The organism is Bacillus sp. TH17, from assembly GCF_016651125.1.
Classification (GTDB): Bacteria; Bacillota; Bacilli; order Bacillales; family Bacillaceae_G; genus Bacillus_A; species Bacillus_A mycoides.
Map to the genome: position 1 here is coordinate 772,781 of NZ_JAEKEN010000001.1, position 16,363 is coordinate 789,143.

Annotated in this window: 15 protein-coding genes and 1 pseudogene; 12 read left to right on the forward strand and 4 right to left on the reverse strand. The window is 33.7% G+C overall.

The genetic code is table 11. The annotated features are described in order from the left end of the window. Positions 1-434 precede the first annotated feature (434 nt). The gene (locus JFT95_RS03785) at positions 435-1,046 is read left to right on the forward strand and encodes a hypothetical protein (RefSeq protein WP_201051482.1); all 612 of its coding nucleotides are present in this window, start codon (positions 435-437) and stop codon (positions 1,044-1,046) included. Between the two features lie 67 nt (positions 1,047-1,113). On the opposite strand, the gene JFT95_RS03790 is transcribed toward JFT95_RS03785, so the two are convergent. Next, on the reverse strand, positions 1,114-2,235 hold the full coding sequence (locus JFT95_RS03790) for an anti-sigma factor (protein WP_201051484.1): 1,122 nt from the start codon (positions 2,233-2,235) through the stop codon (positions 1,114-1,116). Positions 2,236-2,240: 5 nt separating this feature from the next. After that, positions 2,241-2,726, reverse strand: a complete 486-nt coding sequence (locus JFT95_RS03795; protein ID WP_002125854.1) for an RNA polymerase sigma factor — start codon at positions 2,724-2,726, stop codon at positions 2,241-2,243. 136 nt (positions 2,727-2,862) lie between these two features. Between JFT95_RS03795 and JFT95_RS03800 the strand changes: the two genes are divergently transcribed. Then, positions 2,863-3,765 carry an AraC family transcriptional regulator gene (locus tag JFT95_RS03800; protein ID WP_144512585.1) on the forward strand — a complete coding sequence of 301 codons (903 nt, stop codon included), beginning with the start codon at positions 2,863-2,865 and terminating at the stop codon, positions 3,763-3,765. A gap of 153 nt (positions 3,766-3,918) precedes the next feature. Here the strand turns inward: JFT95_RS03800 and JFT95_RS03805 are convergent, their stop codons facing one another. Together JFT95_RS03805 and JFT95_RS03810 are read right to left on the reverse strand one after the other, a co-directional pair. Then, complete coding sequence (locus tag JFT95_RS03805) at positions 3,919-5,658, reverse strand: ATP-binding response regulator (RefSeq protein WP_201051486.1); 1,740 nt, start codon at positions 5,656-5,658, stop codon at positions 3,919-3,921. A 9-nt stretch (positions 5,659-5,667) separates the two neighbouring features. Next, positions 5,668-6,369 (reverse strand): response regulator transcription factor, encoded by a 702-nt coding sequence (locus JFT95_RS03810; protein WP_002064182.1) that lies wholly within the window; start codon positions 6,367-6,369, stop codon positions 5,668-5,670. Positions 6,370-6,508: 139 nt separating this feature from the next. On the opposite strand from JFT95_RS03810, the gene JFT95_RS03815 reads away from it, so the two are divergent. From JFT95_RS03815 to aceB, 10 genes and pseudogenes are all read left to right on the forward strand, one after another. Next, positions 6,509-7,357, forward strand: a complete 849-nt coding sequence (locus JFT95_RS03815; protein ID WP_201051488.1) for a CPBP family intramembrane glutamic endopeptidase — start codon at positions 6,509-6,511, stop codon at positions 7,355-7,357. Position 7,358: 1 nt separating this feature from the next. Continuing rightward, positions 7,359-7,715 (forward strand): hypothetical protein, encoded by a 357-nt coding sequence (locus JFT95_RS03820; protein ID WP_201051489.1) that lies wholly within the window; start codon positions 7,359-7,361, stop codon positions 7,713-7,715. A gap of 31 nt (positions 7,716-7,746) precedes the next feature. Next, a complete protein-coding gene (locus JFT95_RS03825; protein WP_001006056.1) occupies positions 7,747-8,046 on the forward strand; it encodes a hypothetical protein in 300 nt (99 codons plus the stop codon). Between the two features lie 222 nt (positions 8,047-8,268). Beyond that, a complete protein-coding gene (locus JFT95_RS03830; RefSeq protein ID WP_201051490.1) occupies positions 8,269-9,537 on the forward strand; it encodes a M48 family metallopeptidase in 1,269 nt (422 codons plus the stop codon). Positions 9,538-9,672: 135 nt separating this feature from the next. Next, positions 9,673-10,452 (forward strand): annotated as a pseudogene (locus JFT95_RS30210) (MCP four helix bundle domain-containing protein); the annotation flags it as partial. Positions 10,453-10,608: 156 nt separating this feature from the next. Further along, complete coding sequence (locus tag JFT95_RS30215) at positions 10,609-11,400, forward strand: methyl-accepting chemotaxis protein (protein ID WP_483862092.1); 792 nt, start codon at positions 10,609-10,611, stop codon at positions 11,398-11,400. Positions 11,401-11,618: 218 nt separating this feature from the next. Beyond that, a complete protein-coding gene (locus JFT95_RS03840) occupies positions 11,619-12,515 on the forward strand; it encodes a DMT family transporter (RefSeq protein ID WP_201051493.1) in 897 nt (298 codons plus the stop codon). A gap of 401 nt (positions 12,516-12,916) precedes the next feature. Continuing rightward, the gene (locus JFT95_RS03845; RefSeq protein WP_088030986.1) at positions 12,917-13,573 is read left to right on the forward strand and encodes an S-layer homology domain-containing protein; all 657 of its coding nucleotides are present in this window, start codon (positions 12,917-12,919) and stop codon (positions 13,571-13,573) included. A gap of 345 nt (positions 13,574-13,918) precedes the next feature. Further along, positions 13,919-14,596, forward strand: coding sequence for an S-layer homology domain-containing protein (locus JFT95_RS03850; RefSeq protein WP_201051495.1), 678 nt, complete (start codon positions 13,919-13,921; stop codon positions 14,594-14,596). A gap of 177 nt (positions 14,597-14,773) precedes the next feature. Then, on the forward strand, positions 14,774-16,363 hold the full coding sequence (gene aceB / locus JFT95_RS03855) for a malate synthase A (RefSeq protein WP_201051497.1): 1,590 nt from the start codon (positions 14,774-14,776) through the stop codon (positions 16,361-16,363).

Genomic DNA, 16,363 nt, shown 5'->3' on the forward strand with positions numbered 1-16,363 from the left:
TTTAAAGGGTTGTTCGTATGGAAATGTGTTACATTTTTACGAGACTATAATATTTTACCAGAAAAATACCTTTTATAGTAAAAAATAAATTTTATAAAGTTTTCCATCAAAAATAATTTGTGAAAAAAGTACTAATTTTTAATGTGAAAAAAATAATATATTTTTCAATAATCGCTTTAGAATCTTTCGTTCTTTATATATGGATTGTTATATTTTTTAAGGTAATTTAAAGGTTTTTGTCGTTTTTTGTTGTAATTTTTATATTATGATAAACATAATGTTCGGAATAAGCGATTATAACAGAAAAATTTTAAAAAAACAGAATTGAATCATATTGCTTATTTTAATATAATTTATTTGTTAATTAATAACATATTTAGGGTATGATTCTTTATTGCGGTGAGAATTCTTTTTAGCATAGGAGGATTTACAGAATGATTAAAACGGCAAAACCTGAAATGATGAATGAATTAAAAGAAACAGTTTACAAATTCTTTCCGAAAAATATTGTGAAAGAAGAAGGATTGTACGAGGAGTCCAAAGAACATAAAAAGTTTGTAGACTTGAAAGAGAGTTTTATAAAAAACGAAAGCTCTCAAAAGGAAATTTTCTCTTTAATCGAGTCAACATTTTGTGATTATCACGTGTCAGACTATACAGATTTAAACCTATATAATTGTCTAGAATATAATGTGTTACTAAATGGAAAAGAACCGATGTTAAATGATGATATTGATTGGATAAGAAAATCAAGAGGCGAGCGCCTTGATTTAGGGGTTTTTGTTAGCTTACTTAATAAATATTATTATTACTATGTATTAAAAACAACGTATGATGAAGATGTAAGGGAATGGACTTTTGAAACAATCGATGTAGAAATGGATACCATTTGTGAATTTGAGAAACTAATGACTACAAAAGGGTTTGTAAGAGTAGAGCGAGAGGTTGCTAGAACTGCAATTCCTGATATAGAAACGGAATGTTTACGTATGGGGGAAGTTAACGTATTCCACGCTTTATTCACGGATTCTGTTAGTGAAATATAGGTTTTAAATTATTAAAAAGGTTGTGTAGAAAATAGCTGCTATTTTCTACACAACCTTTTCATTTTCACTAATCAAACCAATTCCAAACCTCAATATCTCCAAGAGTCGCATAACGTACGTGCGGGGAGTTTTGTAATTTTAATAATTCTTTCGACGGCCCCGTAATGACAATGCCGTATACTTTTACGCCGTTATCTTTTACATATTTATAACGTTTTTCTAAGTTGAGTTCTTTCTCAGGAAGTGCTGCTATTTTACTTACCGTTTTTTTATGGATAGAAAGGACGCGCATCATTTCGATTACTTGATCTTCTGGCGTTTTGTACTTGTCTGCGTTACTATCTAGAAATCTTACATGTTCTGGAAATCCTATAGATTCTCCGCCATGTAAGATATAGTCATCTACATTTTTTCTTTCTTGTCCTGTATCTAAAGCGTACCATACAGGAGTTGGAGGGAGTTCTTGTGCTTCGAATATGCTATATAAAAGCGGTTCTAATTCTTTTAAAGTGTAAGTTTTATCAAAAGAAATTGCTACTTCTGCAACGGTTCCATCATGTACTTTTGCAAGTGTATCCCATACTTTTTTTGAGGAATCCTTTAAATAATCACCCTGCTTTGTTTTGGGATGAACAAAGAAGAGTTTTGGTTGATAGAACGGATTCATCCAAGTTTGTTTCGTGACATCTACAGATGATAAGAAGCTTTTTGTTTCCACTGTACCGAGTGGCATTTCTTTTTTACCGACGGTTCTTACTAAATCGAAGCTGCTGTTCGTACGGAAAAAAGCTTCTACACTTGTTCCGCCCCCCATAACACGGCTATTTGGGATAGTTGCTTCAAGTGCAAGCGAAGGAACTTCTCTAATTTCTTCTAGCCTTTTATCATTATTAGCTTGAAAATAAAAGGCTGATAATACCCCACCGATTATATATATAACGATGCAAATGGATAACATAAAACCAAACGTTTGTAACCGATGTTTCCACTTAATTCTCCAAAAAGGAACTTTAAGATCTTTTGGTGGTAATTTTTTCTTTACGGGTTCACTCTTCGCAAGCAATTCATCTAAATGAGCTTCACATTCTGCACAAGTTTCTATATGACTTTCTAACTGTTCTTGTTCGTCATGTGTGAGCGTTCCTTTTTCGTATTTCGTCCACAGTTTTTTAAACTCTGCACAACCCATCTGTATCACTCCTTTATGCTTTTCGTTTCTTTTCGTCCTCGGTGTAATTCAATTTTTACTTTTGCTAACGAGAGACCAGTCATTTCTGCTATTTCCTTATAAGAGAATCCGTAGTAATCTCGTAGTAGTAACACATTTCGTCTTTCGAGCGGAAGAGAGGATATACTTTGTAACCAACTAGCAATCTCATGTTTTACGAAATAAGAGTGTTCTGTACTTGGCACGTTTGGTAAATGGAATTCTTCAATTTGCGTTGTTTTATACTTCTTTTCTTTTCGGTACCAATCGATAAAGGCGTTGTAGGCGATTGTAAATAACCACGGCCTAATTTCTTCTCCTTTATAATAGTCAATATGGACGAGCATTCGGTAAAATGTTTCTTGCATGAGATCTTCAGCACTATGAGAATCTCCGGTTAGGGAGAGAAGATAGCGAAATAAATCTTGCATATGCTCTGAGTAAATTTCTTCTAATGATTGTTTGCGTTTCACTACATTTCCCTCCCTTCATACATAACAACGAAATACATATAAAAAAGTTACAATTTTTATGGAATTATAGTAAAAAACGTCAAGAATTGGATAGGATTCTCTTTTATCATAATACATATAAGGCGGGTGAACAGAGATGGAAAGCTATGAAACACAAATTCAAAGGTCAATTGATTATATTGAGGAAGATGTAATGGAAAAACAAACGCTGCGTAATTTAGCGCGTATTGCAGGTTTTTCTGAGTCGCATTTTCATCGTGTATTCCAGGCGTTAGTAGGCGATACAGTAATGGAGTATGTTCGAAAGAGGAGGTTAGCCCGGGCAGCTTATCAACTTTCTCATACGGATGAAAAAGTTATTGATATCGCATTTGAGCATGGCTTTCAATCTCATGAAACGTTCACGAGAGCCTTTAAAAAATTATTTCAAATGACACCAAGTGAATATCGAAAACAAGAAATTGAAACACCAATGTATTATAGAGTGAATGTAAAGCAAAGAAAATTAAATCCATATTTAGGGGGCATACAAATGGAATATCGTATTGTAAATAAACCAGAATTTTTAATGGCGGGTTATGAGCTGAAGACGACAAGTAAAGAAGGAAAAAACCATCAAGACATTCCAGCATTTTGGCAAGAATATTTACAAAAAGATCTTGGAACGACGATTCCGAATCGTAAAGATACGAGCCAATGGGTAGAACTTGGATTATGTACTGATTTTAATTTAGAAACAGGGGACTTCACTTATATTATCGGAATGGAAGTTACAGACTTTGAAAATGTACCAAATGCAGTTGCAAAGCGTACATTCCCAGCGGCGACATATGCAGTATTTACAACGCCGAAAGTTCCTCATGAAGAAATGGTATCGTCTATTCACCAAACGTGGAATGCAGTATTCTCAGAATGGTTCCCGCATTCAGGATACGAACATTGCGGCGTTAATGAGTTTGAGCTATACGATGAACGTTCCCATGCAGACAAAAGTGAGTTCGCTCAAATTGAACTTTGGATACCGGTGAAGAAGAAATAATAGAAAGAAAGACCGTTCAAAAGGTATTTTTGGACGGTCTTCTTTTATTAATAGGTTGCTACTATTGTTGTATTTTATAGTTAAGTCGATATAATTTCATTTACTAGCGCGCTGCTCCGAAAAGAGAAACGTGCTTTATAAAAGCACCTTTTTCTACGAACTAAACGGAAACACAAGTATAATCGTCGTTCCTTTTCCAACTTCACTATCAATGAAAATCGTTCCGTTATGGGCATGAACGAGCTGTTTTGTAATGGCGAGACCAAGTCCAGTTCCGATGTTGCTTTCTTCTGTATTCGTTCCTCTGTAATATCGCTCGAATAGAAGTTCTTTCGTTTTATCATCCATACCTTTTCCATTATCTGAAATAGATAGTGTAAATGAATTTGCATTTTGCGAAAGCTTTACGATTACGTTTGTCGTTTCATTATTATGTTTTACAGCGTTTGCGAGTAAGTTTTCGATAATACGTTGGAACCATTTTTCTTCAATAAAATATTGGATTTTGCTTGAACTTGGCACGAATTCAATGTTTTGATTTTGTAGTGTCGGGTTATTAATAAATTGTAATAGTACTTTTCGGACGAACTGATTAATTTCAACATTTACGTGTTGCGCAGGCAGAGTATCATTTTTTAATTGATATGTTAAGCTTAAGTCGTCAATTAATGTAGTCATATATTGAGATTTTTCTTTCATTACATGGCCAAATTGTTGAATGTCTTGATCCGTCCAATTATATTGTTTCGATTCTAGTAATAATGCATAGCCGTATATAGAGCTAAGCGGTGTTTTTAGATCATGCGTCAGGCCGGTAATCCACTCTTCACGTGTTTGTTGCAGTACTTTTCTCATTGCATCGTTCTTTTTCAAAGTAATAGAAAGGTGCTCTAGTGAGTTTGTAACATCTTTAAATATGCGGAACGACCATTTTTCTTTACCGGAGCGCCGAAACCGAACAGGTTTGCCTTTTTTACTAACAGGTTCTTCATATTTTCCTCCGGCTATGTTTTTAAGCCAGCGCATCGTGTGTAATAAAGGCTTTCCAAACTTATTTCCATACCAAATTGAAAGAATGACTAAATAAGCAAACACAATAAGGAGGATTAAGCTGCATCCGATTAGAAGTTTCTTGGTAAATATATCATCTAATTCATCATCTGGATAATAATGAGCGTTTGGGGCGGATACAACGACGAGATGACCGCTATTTGAATCGTAAAAACTAGATGTATTTTCTTTATAATTCCACGGTTCTTTTTCATTAAGAGCCGTTTTTATAGCCGAAAATGTTTTTTTCTTCCCAGTTGGATAGGAAAAAACTTCTTCGCCATTGTTATTAAATATTTGCAGTGTTGCTTTTTCTTTAGAAAGTAATTGTTTTTCTTGTTCAGTTAATGCAAATTCATTTAATGATAAAGAAGGGTGTCCTTGTTGTATCGTTTTTAGTAATGCATTACTTTTTAGTTTGGCACCGTAAATAACGATCACTGGTTTCTTTTCTAATTTAATTTCCCAATAGTTAAATTTATAAATGTTGTTACTATTCTGTAAATACGTAAGTAAGGATGTCTTTGTATAAGAGGTCGGAACATCGTTAGGCGTATTAAAGTTGTAAAGGACCTTTCCATCTTCATCTACAATTTGAAGCCAATCACTCTTTTCTATTATTAAATCTTTTACCTCAGATTTTAAAGTAATGTTATTGTCTTCAGAAGAAATATATTCGGAGATTGTAAAGGTATCATAATCAGAAATATTAGGTTCATATAAAGTACTATTAAGAAGAAAAATTAAATAAGAAAAAGAAGCAATTACTGCGATAAGTAACGTAACTAAGACAAAAACGTGTTGTAAAATAAACTGGATTATAAGTCGTTTATTAAAATTCATATCTTTAACCTACTTTGTAATGAACTTATAGCCAAGTCCACGAACTGTTTTTATGTATTCTGGTTTACTTGGATCTTGTTCAATTTTTTCACGTAGTTTTCGAATGTGAACCATAACAGTATTATCATCTCCATTATAGGCAGGTGCTCCCCAAACTTTTTCATATAATTCTTCCTTCGAAAATACGTAGTTCGGATTCTCACAAAAGAATAGTAGTAGTTGAAAGAGTTGAGCGGAACATTCGACAACGTTTCCATCTACTGTTAGTTCCGCAGAATGTTGATCAATTTCAAATCTCCCAAAAGAAAAGGAGTATATTCTTTGTTCTTGTATGTTTTGTTTCATATGTCTTCGGAGTTGAGCTTTCATACGAGCGACTACTTCTAGTGGATTAAATGGTTTCGTAATGTAATCATCCGCACCGTATGAAAATCCGGAAATTTTATCTACATCAGATGTTTTTGCTGTTAGGAAGAAGATAGGGCAATCCGTTTTCTGGCGAATGATTGGACAAATGTCAAAACCGGATTGTCCAGGAAGCATTACATCTAAAATAATTAAATCATAATTGTTTTGCTCGGTGAGAGATAAGGCTATTTCCGCAGATGTTGCAGTTGTAATATGAGAAAAACCTTCTTTTTCAAGAATGGTAGTTAGTAATTGTAAAATTGCTGTTTCATCATCAATGAGTAGAATATTTGCGTGATACATATGAATCCCTCCTAATTTCCTCGAATATCATATCATCTTTTTGTAACTTATGGAATTTTTAAGGAAATTTTAAGGTTTTCTTTCACAAAAAATTAAGATTCAAATGATATGATAAAAGTAACATGGGGAGGAGATGAATGTGAATCCGTTTCAAACGATGCGAGCTAGATATTTTTTAATTGTATTTGCACTATTAATTTTAATAGCACGAAGCAGTAATGAATTGCTAGAAAGTACATTTCATATACAAAATTCATCTTTTATAAATATGCTTATATTTTATATCCTTCCAATAATATGGCTTTTTTACGGATATAGAAAGCATCGTGTTTCATTTTCATTATTTATTAATAGAAACGAAACATTTAACCTAGTGCAAGTTTTGTACATCGCGATTATACTTTGTATGTTTAGTTACGGCTATCTTATTTTATATATGTACAGCTTTGCATGGATTACACCAGATTTTATTATGAATGCCTTGCATGAACCGATTATAGATAGTACCGGGGGATATGTATTTCAATTTATTATGGTTGTATTTATCGCGCCTATTGTCGGAGAGTTTGTTTTTCGAGGGTTTTTACTGCAGCGTTTTGCAGCAAAATGGGGTACTAGTATAGCAATGGTCGTTGTAGCACTTTTATTTGCGATATTACATGTCGATTTTCTCGGTGCCGCCGTATTTAGTATCGTATTATCAATCGTATATATTCGTACGAAAAGCTTACTCATGCCAATTGCGATACATATGTTAAACAATACATTTGTACTCTGTGCATCTTTCCTAGTAAGTAGAGAAAAAATCATGAGTTTTGCAGATTTCTCAAACTATACGACGTTCTTTCCAGGACTTATTATTTTTATAACGGGATTAAACTTAGTACTCATCTTTTTATTTGTTAACCGCAAATATTGGAGTAAAGAAATGCCAGCTATATATGTAGAGCAGGAAAAAATCTTTTCAGACGTAGTGGGGAGTAAATGAGATGAAGAAAACGATTGAAAAAATATTGAAAGACATTATAGATTCTACGTCTATTACAGATATGTGTGATAGAAACGTTTGCCATTGGCTTCAACCTGTAGTAGATACGATTGTGTTTCCAGAGTATTACTTATTTTCTAGTACTCATTTAAAAGAAAATATTATTTCTCTTCTTATTGTGTTAGGGGTTTTACTAATATTTGGTCTAATTGTAGAAGAAATGATGAAGCGCATCTTCAGAAAAAATGAAGAGAAGTATATGTGGGTTCATAAAGTATTCGAGAAAGTAATAGTGGCTTTCCTTTTGTTTTATAGTATGAAAACAATCATTTACTTTATAGCTTTGAAACATCATTAATTCGAAATTTGAAAGGGATGTATAAAATTATATGAATGAAACGATATCATCAAATAAGTTTTTTTATTTGATTGTACTGAGTTTAGTATTGATTACGACAGTAAATGTTGTTCTTCGCTGGGAGGAAGCTTACTTTTTTATGTATTTAGCGCTCCATTTATTAGGGATTTTATGCATAACGGGCGGAGTAGTTGCTGAGAAAAAGCATGAAGAAAGTATTAATTATATGTGTGTGATGGGTCTTATTTTACTTTTAACTGTACAAGGTATTATGAAATATAGTTCTTTTTCTTTGCAAGATTTTAGTTTGTTAATAGATGTACTTCCTTAAGAAGGATTTTAAGGACTATGAATATATACGATATGTAAAAGGCACTGGTTTGTAAGTACATTTCTTATACCAGATTATGAGCCGGTGAAACTCTTCTTGTAATAGAAGAGTTTTTTTATGTAAATTGAACGAGCTAGAGCAATTATCACGATTAGCTTGTTCTAATTTTGAAAGTACGAACTTACAATAATAATAGACAGGCAGCATAGAGGAGGGAATAGCGTGAGGAAAGTTATTGGGTGTTCGCTTTTTTTGTACGTTGGGTTTGCGTTACTTATATATTGGTATTTATTTGGATGGAATCATGAACTCATTCCGGACATGTATAAAGGAACGAGTGCAGATCCAGAAACTTTTATGAATGCGAGGGAGCTTACGCTAAGTCAAGATTATTCGCGTGTGAAAAATTTACTGTTCTTTTTAGCGACGCCTCTTGAATGGATTATTTTATTATTTGTACTCGTGCTCGGTATTTCAAAAAAGTTTGAGAAATGGTCGAAGGAAACGACCAAAATAAATGTCTTACAAGTTGCGATTTATTTCTTTTATTTATCACTACTAACAACAGTTCTTGCATTACCGATGCAATGGATCGGGCGTAAAGTATCCGTTGATTACGGAATATCTACGCAAAGCACACAAAGCTGGATAAAAGATCATGTCATCGATTTTTGGGTGAACTATGCGACTATGTTACTCATTGTTACGGTTTTGTTATGGCTCATCCGTAAATTTCCGAAGAGATGGTGGCTAGCAGGATGGGCGCTCTCTGTTCCGTTTACGATTTTCTTAACGTTTGTGCAACCTGTTGTAATTGATCCACTTTATAATGATTTTTCAACGCTGAAAAATAAGGAATTAGAAACGAAAATTTTAGCGATCGCAGATAAAGCTGATATTCCAGCTAAACACGTATATGAAGTAAATATGTCGGAAAAAACGAATTCGTTAAATGCGTACGTAACGGGAATTGGCCCTAACGCCCGTATTGTAATGTGGGATACAACACTTAAGCAATTAAAAGATAAAGAGATTTTATTTATTATGGCCCATGAAATAGGGCATTATGTTATGAAACATATATATTGGGGCGTTGCGAGCTATGTGTTGCTATCGTTTATAGGTATGTATTTAATTAGTCGTATTATAAATATGTGTATTCGAAAATGGGGAGATACACTGCAAATTCCAAAATTAGCATGTTTCTCAATTTTACCTTTATTTTTCTTAATTTCCTCTTTATTATCTTTTGCAGCACAACCAGCAACAAACTACGTTTCTCGTATAGAGGAACGAGCGGCAGATCAATACGCTTTAGATATGACGAAAGATGGAAATTCAGGTGTGAAAACTTTTCAATATTTATCAAAAACAAGTTTAAGCCAAGTAAATCCACCTGCGTTAGTGAAGTTTTTCTTATATACACATCCACCGATTTTCGAAAGAATTCATACGTTTGAACAATATGAAAAACAAAAAAACAAGAAGTAGCGATTATGCTACTTCTTGTTTATAGAAATATAAGTTTGGTATTGGGAATATTTATCATTGCTTTTTATTGTGATTTTGTAAATAATAAGCTATAAAATTCTAAAAATCTATATATAAAGGAATAAAGGTGGAAATATGTATTTTTTACAAAATTTAAAAGTGAAACATAAATTATTCTTACTTATCTCATTAGCAGTTTTGGGCATGGCAATTATGAGTTGTGTAGCAATTAATTCTATTAATAAGATTAAGCACGATACAGAGGTTGTAGTAGATGATTATCAAAATTCTGCAGTTTTATTAGAAGGAATGCTTCGTACACAAAATTCACTAGAATATAACTTACTAGAATTAATTACAACGTCACAAAATGAGGGGACAAATAAAGAAGGGATTATTGGTAATGTTGAAAAGGATCTTAAAAAATATGATTCTTTATTAAAAGAATATGATGATGGCGTTAATTTAAGTAAGCAAGAGGATGAGCTGTTTCAGAAGATGAAGAAATCTTTGCCAAGTTATATGGAGACATATAAGAAGTTGTTTGACAAAGCAAAGGGAACAAATGAATCTCAAATGGTAAACGAATTTCAAAAGGACTTAAAACCGAAGGGAGTAGAGTTAGCTGCTTATGCTGTAGATTTAGAAGAGTATGTTTCAAATTTAGCTGACCAAGTATTTAAAGATTCTCAAAAAATGATAGATCGGTCCGTTATTACCTTTATCATTCTTGCAGTAGTTACTACAATCATTATATGTATAGTAAGTTATATTATTAGCAAACTTATAGTTGCTCCTTTACAAACGGTTAGTCGTATGATGGAAAGAGCAAAAGAGGGAGATTTAACTGTACATGGTGATTATAATGCTAAAGATGAATTAGGTATATTAGTAAGTGATTTTAACGAGATGATTGCAGGGCTAAGAACAAATATGCAAGAAGTAGAGAATAATATTCAGCTTTTATTCCAACATGCAGACGGAGTAGTATCTGCATCAGAAGTATCTAGCGGTGCAGCAAAGAAAATCACTATGGATATTGAAGAAGTTGCCAATGGCGCAGAGAGCCAAATGCAAGCAATGGAACAAACTGCGGGTGCGATGGAAGAGTTGACACAAGGAATGCAGAGCATAATGAATACATCATCCTCTGTAAATGAATTGTCTGCTCAATCAGCATTAGATGCAGAGAGTGGTAACAAATTAATGAAACAAATGATTCAACAGATGGATACAATCCAAAATTCAGTACATCGCGGTGTGAAACAAGTAGAGACTATGAAAGAACAATCAGAAGAAATTGTTAAAATCATTGATGTTATGCAAGGTATTACCTCTCAGATTAACTTATTAGCATTAAATGCCGCAATTGAGGCTGCACGTGCTGGAGAAAGTGGTAGAGGATTTGCAATTGTGGCAGATGAAGTAAGAAAATTAGCAGAACAATCTAGTGATTCTGCAAAACAAATTGAGAAACTTATTATTCAAGTTATGGGAACAACGAACCATACGGTAGACATGATGGGGAAAGTAGATAATGAGGTACAGGCAGGTACACAAGTAGTGATGAATACAGAAAAAGTATTTGGAAAAATCACTGAAAAAGTGCAGCAAGTATCTAATCAAATTCAAACTGTATCTATGTCTACAGATGAAATTGCAGCGAGTAGTGAGGAGATTTCTGCTTCTGCAGAAGACATGGCTCAAATTTCCCAAAGATCATCTGATCGAACTGATAGGGTAAAAGAGTCTATTCATCAGCAAGAAAAATCAGTTCAAGAAATCTCAGTTTCAATTGAGCATCTGCATAGCGTAGCAAGAGGATTAAAGCAGATTGTTTCACAATTTACTCTTCAAAAATAGTATATTTAAGTTTATATATAGTGAAATTCCTCTGAATAAATAGCAAAAAAATCATCCTTTATAAGAAATAAAGGATGATTTTTTTATTATGAAAATTTGGTGGGAACTCTACTTTTTACATTCTATTTTTTTACAGTTTTTCAATTGTGATATATAATGATATGTAATGTTTTTAGAATTTTTAGTTTATAAAGAGATGATTGTAGGGGAGGAGAAAATTGTTTCATTCAAAATCAATGCCGGCTATAAAAATGATCCTTTCGATGTCTATTTTCGGATCGATTGGATTTTTTTCTGTCCAAACGGGTTTACCATCTTTTGAATTAGTATTTATTCGTTGTATTTGTGCGACTTTATTTTTAACGCTATGTTGGTTTGCAACAGGACAATATAAAAATGAGAAATGGAATAAAAAAGAAATTGTGCAAATATTAGCGTGTGGCGTATTTCTCGTTTTTAACTGGGTGTTTTTATTTAAAGCGTTTGAAGTCATGTCGATTACCATTGCGATTTCTGTATATCATCTTGCACCGATCATCGTATTAATGATTGGTAGTATTGTATTTAAAGAGAGGTTAACAGCATTTGCGGTTCTGTCCATTACCATATGTTTCATCGGTACAGTTTTAGTAGCTGGGGTAGATGGAAGTATGTCGCTTGAGAAACTTATGTCGTCTGGAATGGTGTGGGCGCTTCTTGCAGCTTTATTTTATGCATTTACAACGTTGCTCGGAAAAGGAATTAAGCATACGAGTGCATATGCGATGACATTTTTACAAACTTTTTTGGGTATATTTTTATTGCTACCATTCGTAGATTTCGGGAAGTTTCAAGGATTAACAGAGATGAACTGGATGATGATTACTGCGACAGGACTTATACATACTGGGTTTGTATATTACTTATTTTTTGACAGTTTAAGAGATTTACCGACGAGACTTATTTCTATATTAGTGTTTTTAGATCCTGCTGTTGCAATACTATTAGATACAGTCTTTACTGGATTTAGACCGACTAGTATGCAAATTGTAGGGATTGCCTTAATATTTGTAGGAATGGCATTTACTTTCTGGAAGCCGAGGGATGAAAGAGTGAAAGTGTACTCAGAAGCATAATATTTACCGGGATTAAAAGTAGCTACGCCATTAACGTTAATAGGTGGAATGTTTTTTAGTGCAAATGGACAATATTTGCACTTTTTTTGTCTGAAAAATGAAGTTTTTATAAGCAAAGGATTTAATGAAAATCTTATAGAATATGTTAGTGTACAACATTGTAAATCCTTTGAAACTGAAGAAGGATTTACAGAGTATACGTCATAATAATTTGTCTATGATTCGGTATACCAATTGAAATGAGGACGGATTTGCTTCCCTTTAGTAGTAATCTTCAAAATAATAGATGTTAAAAATGAATGTATTACATGAGATTTGCAAATACAGCATATGTAATATGGAAAAAGAATGTAGTCTATTATTTTCCATTTTAATAAAATGGAAATGAAGGAGAGAGGGCAATGAAGAAAAGAATGTTGCGTATAATGACGGTAGCGACTATTATGGGTGGTTTATTATTAAATGTAAATGTTCCTAATATAAAAGCAGAAGAGTATCCAGAAATGATTGTATTTGATGATGTTCCAGTAGGCTATTGGGCATATGAATATATTATAGAGGTTGCATATAATAAAGTTATGCTAGGTTATGGAAATGGGAAATTTGGTGTTGGCGATAATGTAACGCGAGAACAAGTGGCGGCAGTACTGTATCGCGCACTTAATATAAAACATGAAGGACCGTTACATAATCCGTATAAAGATATTTCTGAAAGATCAACAATGTTTCCAAAGGAAATTTTAGCATTAACAGAACATGGTATTTTTAAAGGTGATGAGAAGGGGAATTTCAGACCGGGGGAAACGATAACACGTGCAGAAGTAGCACAAGTCCTTACACGAGCATTTTCATTTGAAGTGAAGAAGAAACATACATTTGCAGATGTACCAAATAATTATTGGGCAAAAAATGCAATTAGTGCATTGCAATCTAATAATGTCATAATAGGAACAGGGAATGGAAAATTTGAACCAAATAAATTTGTAACACGTGAGCAATATGCAGCATTTTTATATAAGGCTATTATTAATTTTCATTTGAAAGATGAGAAGTATTAAGCGGAAATTCAAAAGTTGTTTAATAGAAAGGTGAAAATATTTTAATTATAGTAATATGTTATTTTGAAAAAAGTGCAAAAGTTTTGCGCTTTTTTTATTTAATTCATGTATATTTATTCGCTTTAATACAAAACATGAATTTACCAAAAATGAAAAAACAGGTGTGTTAAAGTGACAATTCATAAGAAAAAGATATTATTTAGTAACTTTATTATCAACGAAGTGTAAAGGAAAGTATGTGAAAAGATGTTCGCAAATTAGACAAAACTTATATAAATAAGTATATTGATACTTTTTTATTAATTCTTTATAGTAGAAAAAAGTATGTTTTTAGGGGGAAATGCGGTGAAGAAAAAGTTTTTAAAAATAGCAACGGCTTTAACAATTATGGGTGGAGTTGTATTAAGTGCAGAAGGTACTAAAGTAAATGCTGAAGTAGTTGTGAAGCAACAACAACAAGCAAATTCTGTTGTATTTAAAGATGTACCAAAAGGTCATTGGTCTTTTGAAGCTATTCACACTCTAGCAGGCTGGGGAATCATTAATGGTTATGGAGATGGGAAGTTTGGTTTTGGTGATGATGTAACACGTGAGCAAGTAGCGGCTTTAATTTATCGTACGATTGATTTTAGCGAAGTGTTTGAGGAAGGCGACGTACTTGAGAATCCATACAAAGATATTAATGAAAACTCAACAATTTTCATAGAAGAAATTTTAGTATTAACAGAAGTAGGTATCTTAAAAGGTGATGGAACTGGGAACTTTAGACCGAAGGATACGCTAACACGTGCGGAAATGGCACAGGTTCTTACGAATGCTTTTGAATTAGAAGCAAAGGGACCTCATACTTTTAATGATGTTCTAACAGATTCATGGGCAAACAATGCAATTAGCGCAATACAAACAAATAATATTACAATTGGAATAGGAGAAAATAAATTTGGTCCGTCTATGAGCGTAAAGCGCGAACAATACGCACAGTTTTTATATAGAGCCATTTCGAATGATATGGCACAGCAATAAAAAATAATACATAAAGGCCACTGTTGTATAGCAGTGGCCTTTTTTTGCGCGAAAGAAAGGCGGTTTGAAAAAAACGAAGTGAATTTCCAAAAAAACTTCCTTTTCTGAAGATTTGTTATATAATATAAAACATAAAATAAAATCTGTTATAAGACAGTTTAAGAAGGGGATGCTAATATGTCGACGCAAACTTCACGGGTTACACTGGCCGGAGAAATGTTACCAGCGTACAACGAAATATTGACACCTGAGGCGCTTAGTTTTTTAAAGGAACTGCATGAAAATTTCAATGAACGCCGCACGGAACTTTTAAAAAAGCGTGTGGAGAAACAAAAAAGAATTGATGCAGGGGAGTTTCCTACGTTTTTAGAAGAAACAAAGCATATACGTGAAGGGGATTGGACAATTGCCCAGCTTCCGAAAGATTTAGAGGATCGCCGCGTGGAGATTACTGGGCCGGTGGATAGAAAGATGGTCATTAACGCTTTAAATTCAGGAGCACATCTTTTTATGGCAGACTTTGAAGATTCGAATGCACCAACTTGGAGAAATGCTGTCGAAGGTCAAATTAACTTACGAGATGCGAGTAAGGGAACGATTTCACATAAAAATGAAAACGGAAAAGAATATCGTTTAAATAGTAAAACAGCTGTATTAATTGTGCGTCCGAGAGGGTGGCATTTAGAAGAAAAACATATGCAAGTTGACGGCAAGAACATGTCTGGCAGTTTAGTAGATTTTGGTTTGTACTTTTTCCATAATGCGAAGACGCTTTTAGCAAAAGGAAGTGGCCCATACTTTTACTTACCGAAAATGGAAAGTTACTTAGAGGCAAGATTATGGAATGACGTTTTCGTATTCGCTCAAAAGTATATCGGTATTCCGAACGGAACGATTAAAGCGACTGTGTTAATAGAAACGATTCACGCTTCATTTGAAATGGATGAAATTTTGTATGAACTAAGAGATCATTCTGCTGGTTTAAACTGCGGACGATGGGATTATATATTTAGTTTCTTAAAGAGCTTCCGTAATCATAATGAATTTTTACTTCCGGATAGAGCGCAAGTCACGATGACAGCGCCGTTTATGCGCGCGTATTCTTTGAAAGTTATTCAAACGTGTCATCGCCGTAATGCGCCAGCAATCGGAGGGATGGCAGCGCAAATCCCAATTAAAAATGATCCAGAAGCAAATGAGGCGGCTTTTGAGAAAGTGCGTGCTGATAAGGAGCGCGAAGCTTTAGACGGTCATGACGGGACTTGGGTTGCCCACCCGGGACTTGTACCGGTTGCAATGGAAGTATTTAATCACATAATGAAAACGCCAAATCAAATTTTTAGAAAGCGTGAAGGAATACGTGTAACAGAAAAGGATTTATTAGAAGTACCGATGGGAACGATTACAGAAGGTGGTCTTCGCACGAATATTAACGTCGGTATTCAATATATTGCATCTTGGTTAAGCGGGCGGGGAGCAGCTCCAATTTATAACTTAATGGAAGATGCAGCAACAGCAGAAATATCAAGAGCACAAGTATGGCAGTGGATTCGTCATGAGGGTGGAAAGCTAAGTGATGGCCGTAATATCACTTTTAAATTAATGGAAGAATTGAAAGAAGAAGAACTAGCAAAAATAGAAAGAGAGATTGGTAAGGAAGAATTTAATAAGGGGAGATTTGAAGAAGCTACAAAACTGTTTACAAACCTTGTTCGTAATAACGAGTTCATGCCGTTTTTAACATTACCGGGTTATGAAATTTTATAA

What these genes read in the sequence shown, in the direction of transcription:
- JFT95_RS03785 (WP_201051482.1), top strand. Translation starts at nt 435, where the DNA reads ATGATTAAAACGGCAAAACCTGAAATGATGAATGAATTAAAAGAAACA.
- JFT95_RS03790 (WP_201051484.1), bottom strand. Translation starts at nt 2,235, where the DNA reads ATGGGTTGTGCAGAGTTTAAAAAACTGTGGACGAAATACGAAAAAGGA.
- JFT95_RS03800 (WP_144512585.1), top strand. Translation starts at nt 2,863, where the DNA reads ATGGAAAGCTATGAAACACAAATTCAAAGGTCAATTGATTATATTGAG.
- JFT95_RS03805 (WP_201051486.1), bottom strand. Translation starts at nt 5,658, where the DNA reads ATGAATTTTAATAAACGACTTATAATCCAGTTTATTTTACAACACGTT.
- JFT95_RS03810 (WP_002064182.1), bottom strand. Translation starts at nt 6,369, where the DNA reads ATGTATCACGCAAATATTCTACTCATTGATGATGAAACAGCAATTTTA.
- JFT95_RS03820 (WP_201051489.1), top strand. Translation starts at nt 7,359, where the DNA reads ATGAAGAAAACGATTGAAAAAATATTGAAAGACATTATAGATTCTACG.
- JFT95_RS03825 (WP_001006056.1), top strand. Translation starts at nt 7,747, where the DNA reads ATGAATGAAACGATATCATCAAATAAGTTTTTTTATTTGATTGTACTG.
- JFT95_RS30215 (WP_483862092.1), top strand. Translation starts at nt 10,609, where the DNA reads ATGCAAGCAATGGAACAAACTGCGGGTGCGATGGAAGAGTTGACACAA.
- JFT95_RS03845 (WP_088030986.1), top strand. Translation starts at nt 12,917, where the DNA reads ATGAAGAAAAGAATGTTGCGTATAATGACGGTAGCGACTATTATGGGT.
- aceB (WP_201051497.1), top strand. Translation starts at nt 14,774, where the DNA reads ATGTCGACGCAAACTTCACGGGTTACACTGGCCGGAGAAATGTTACCA.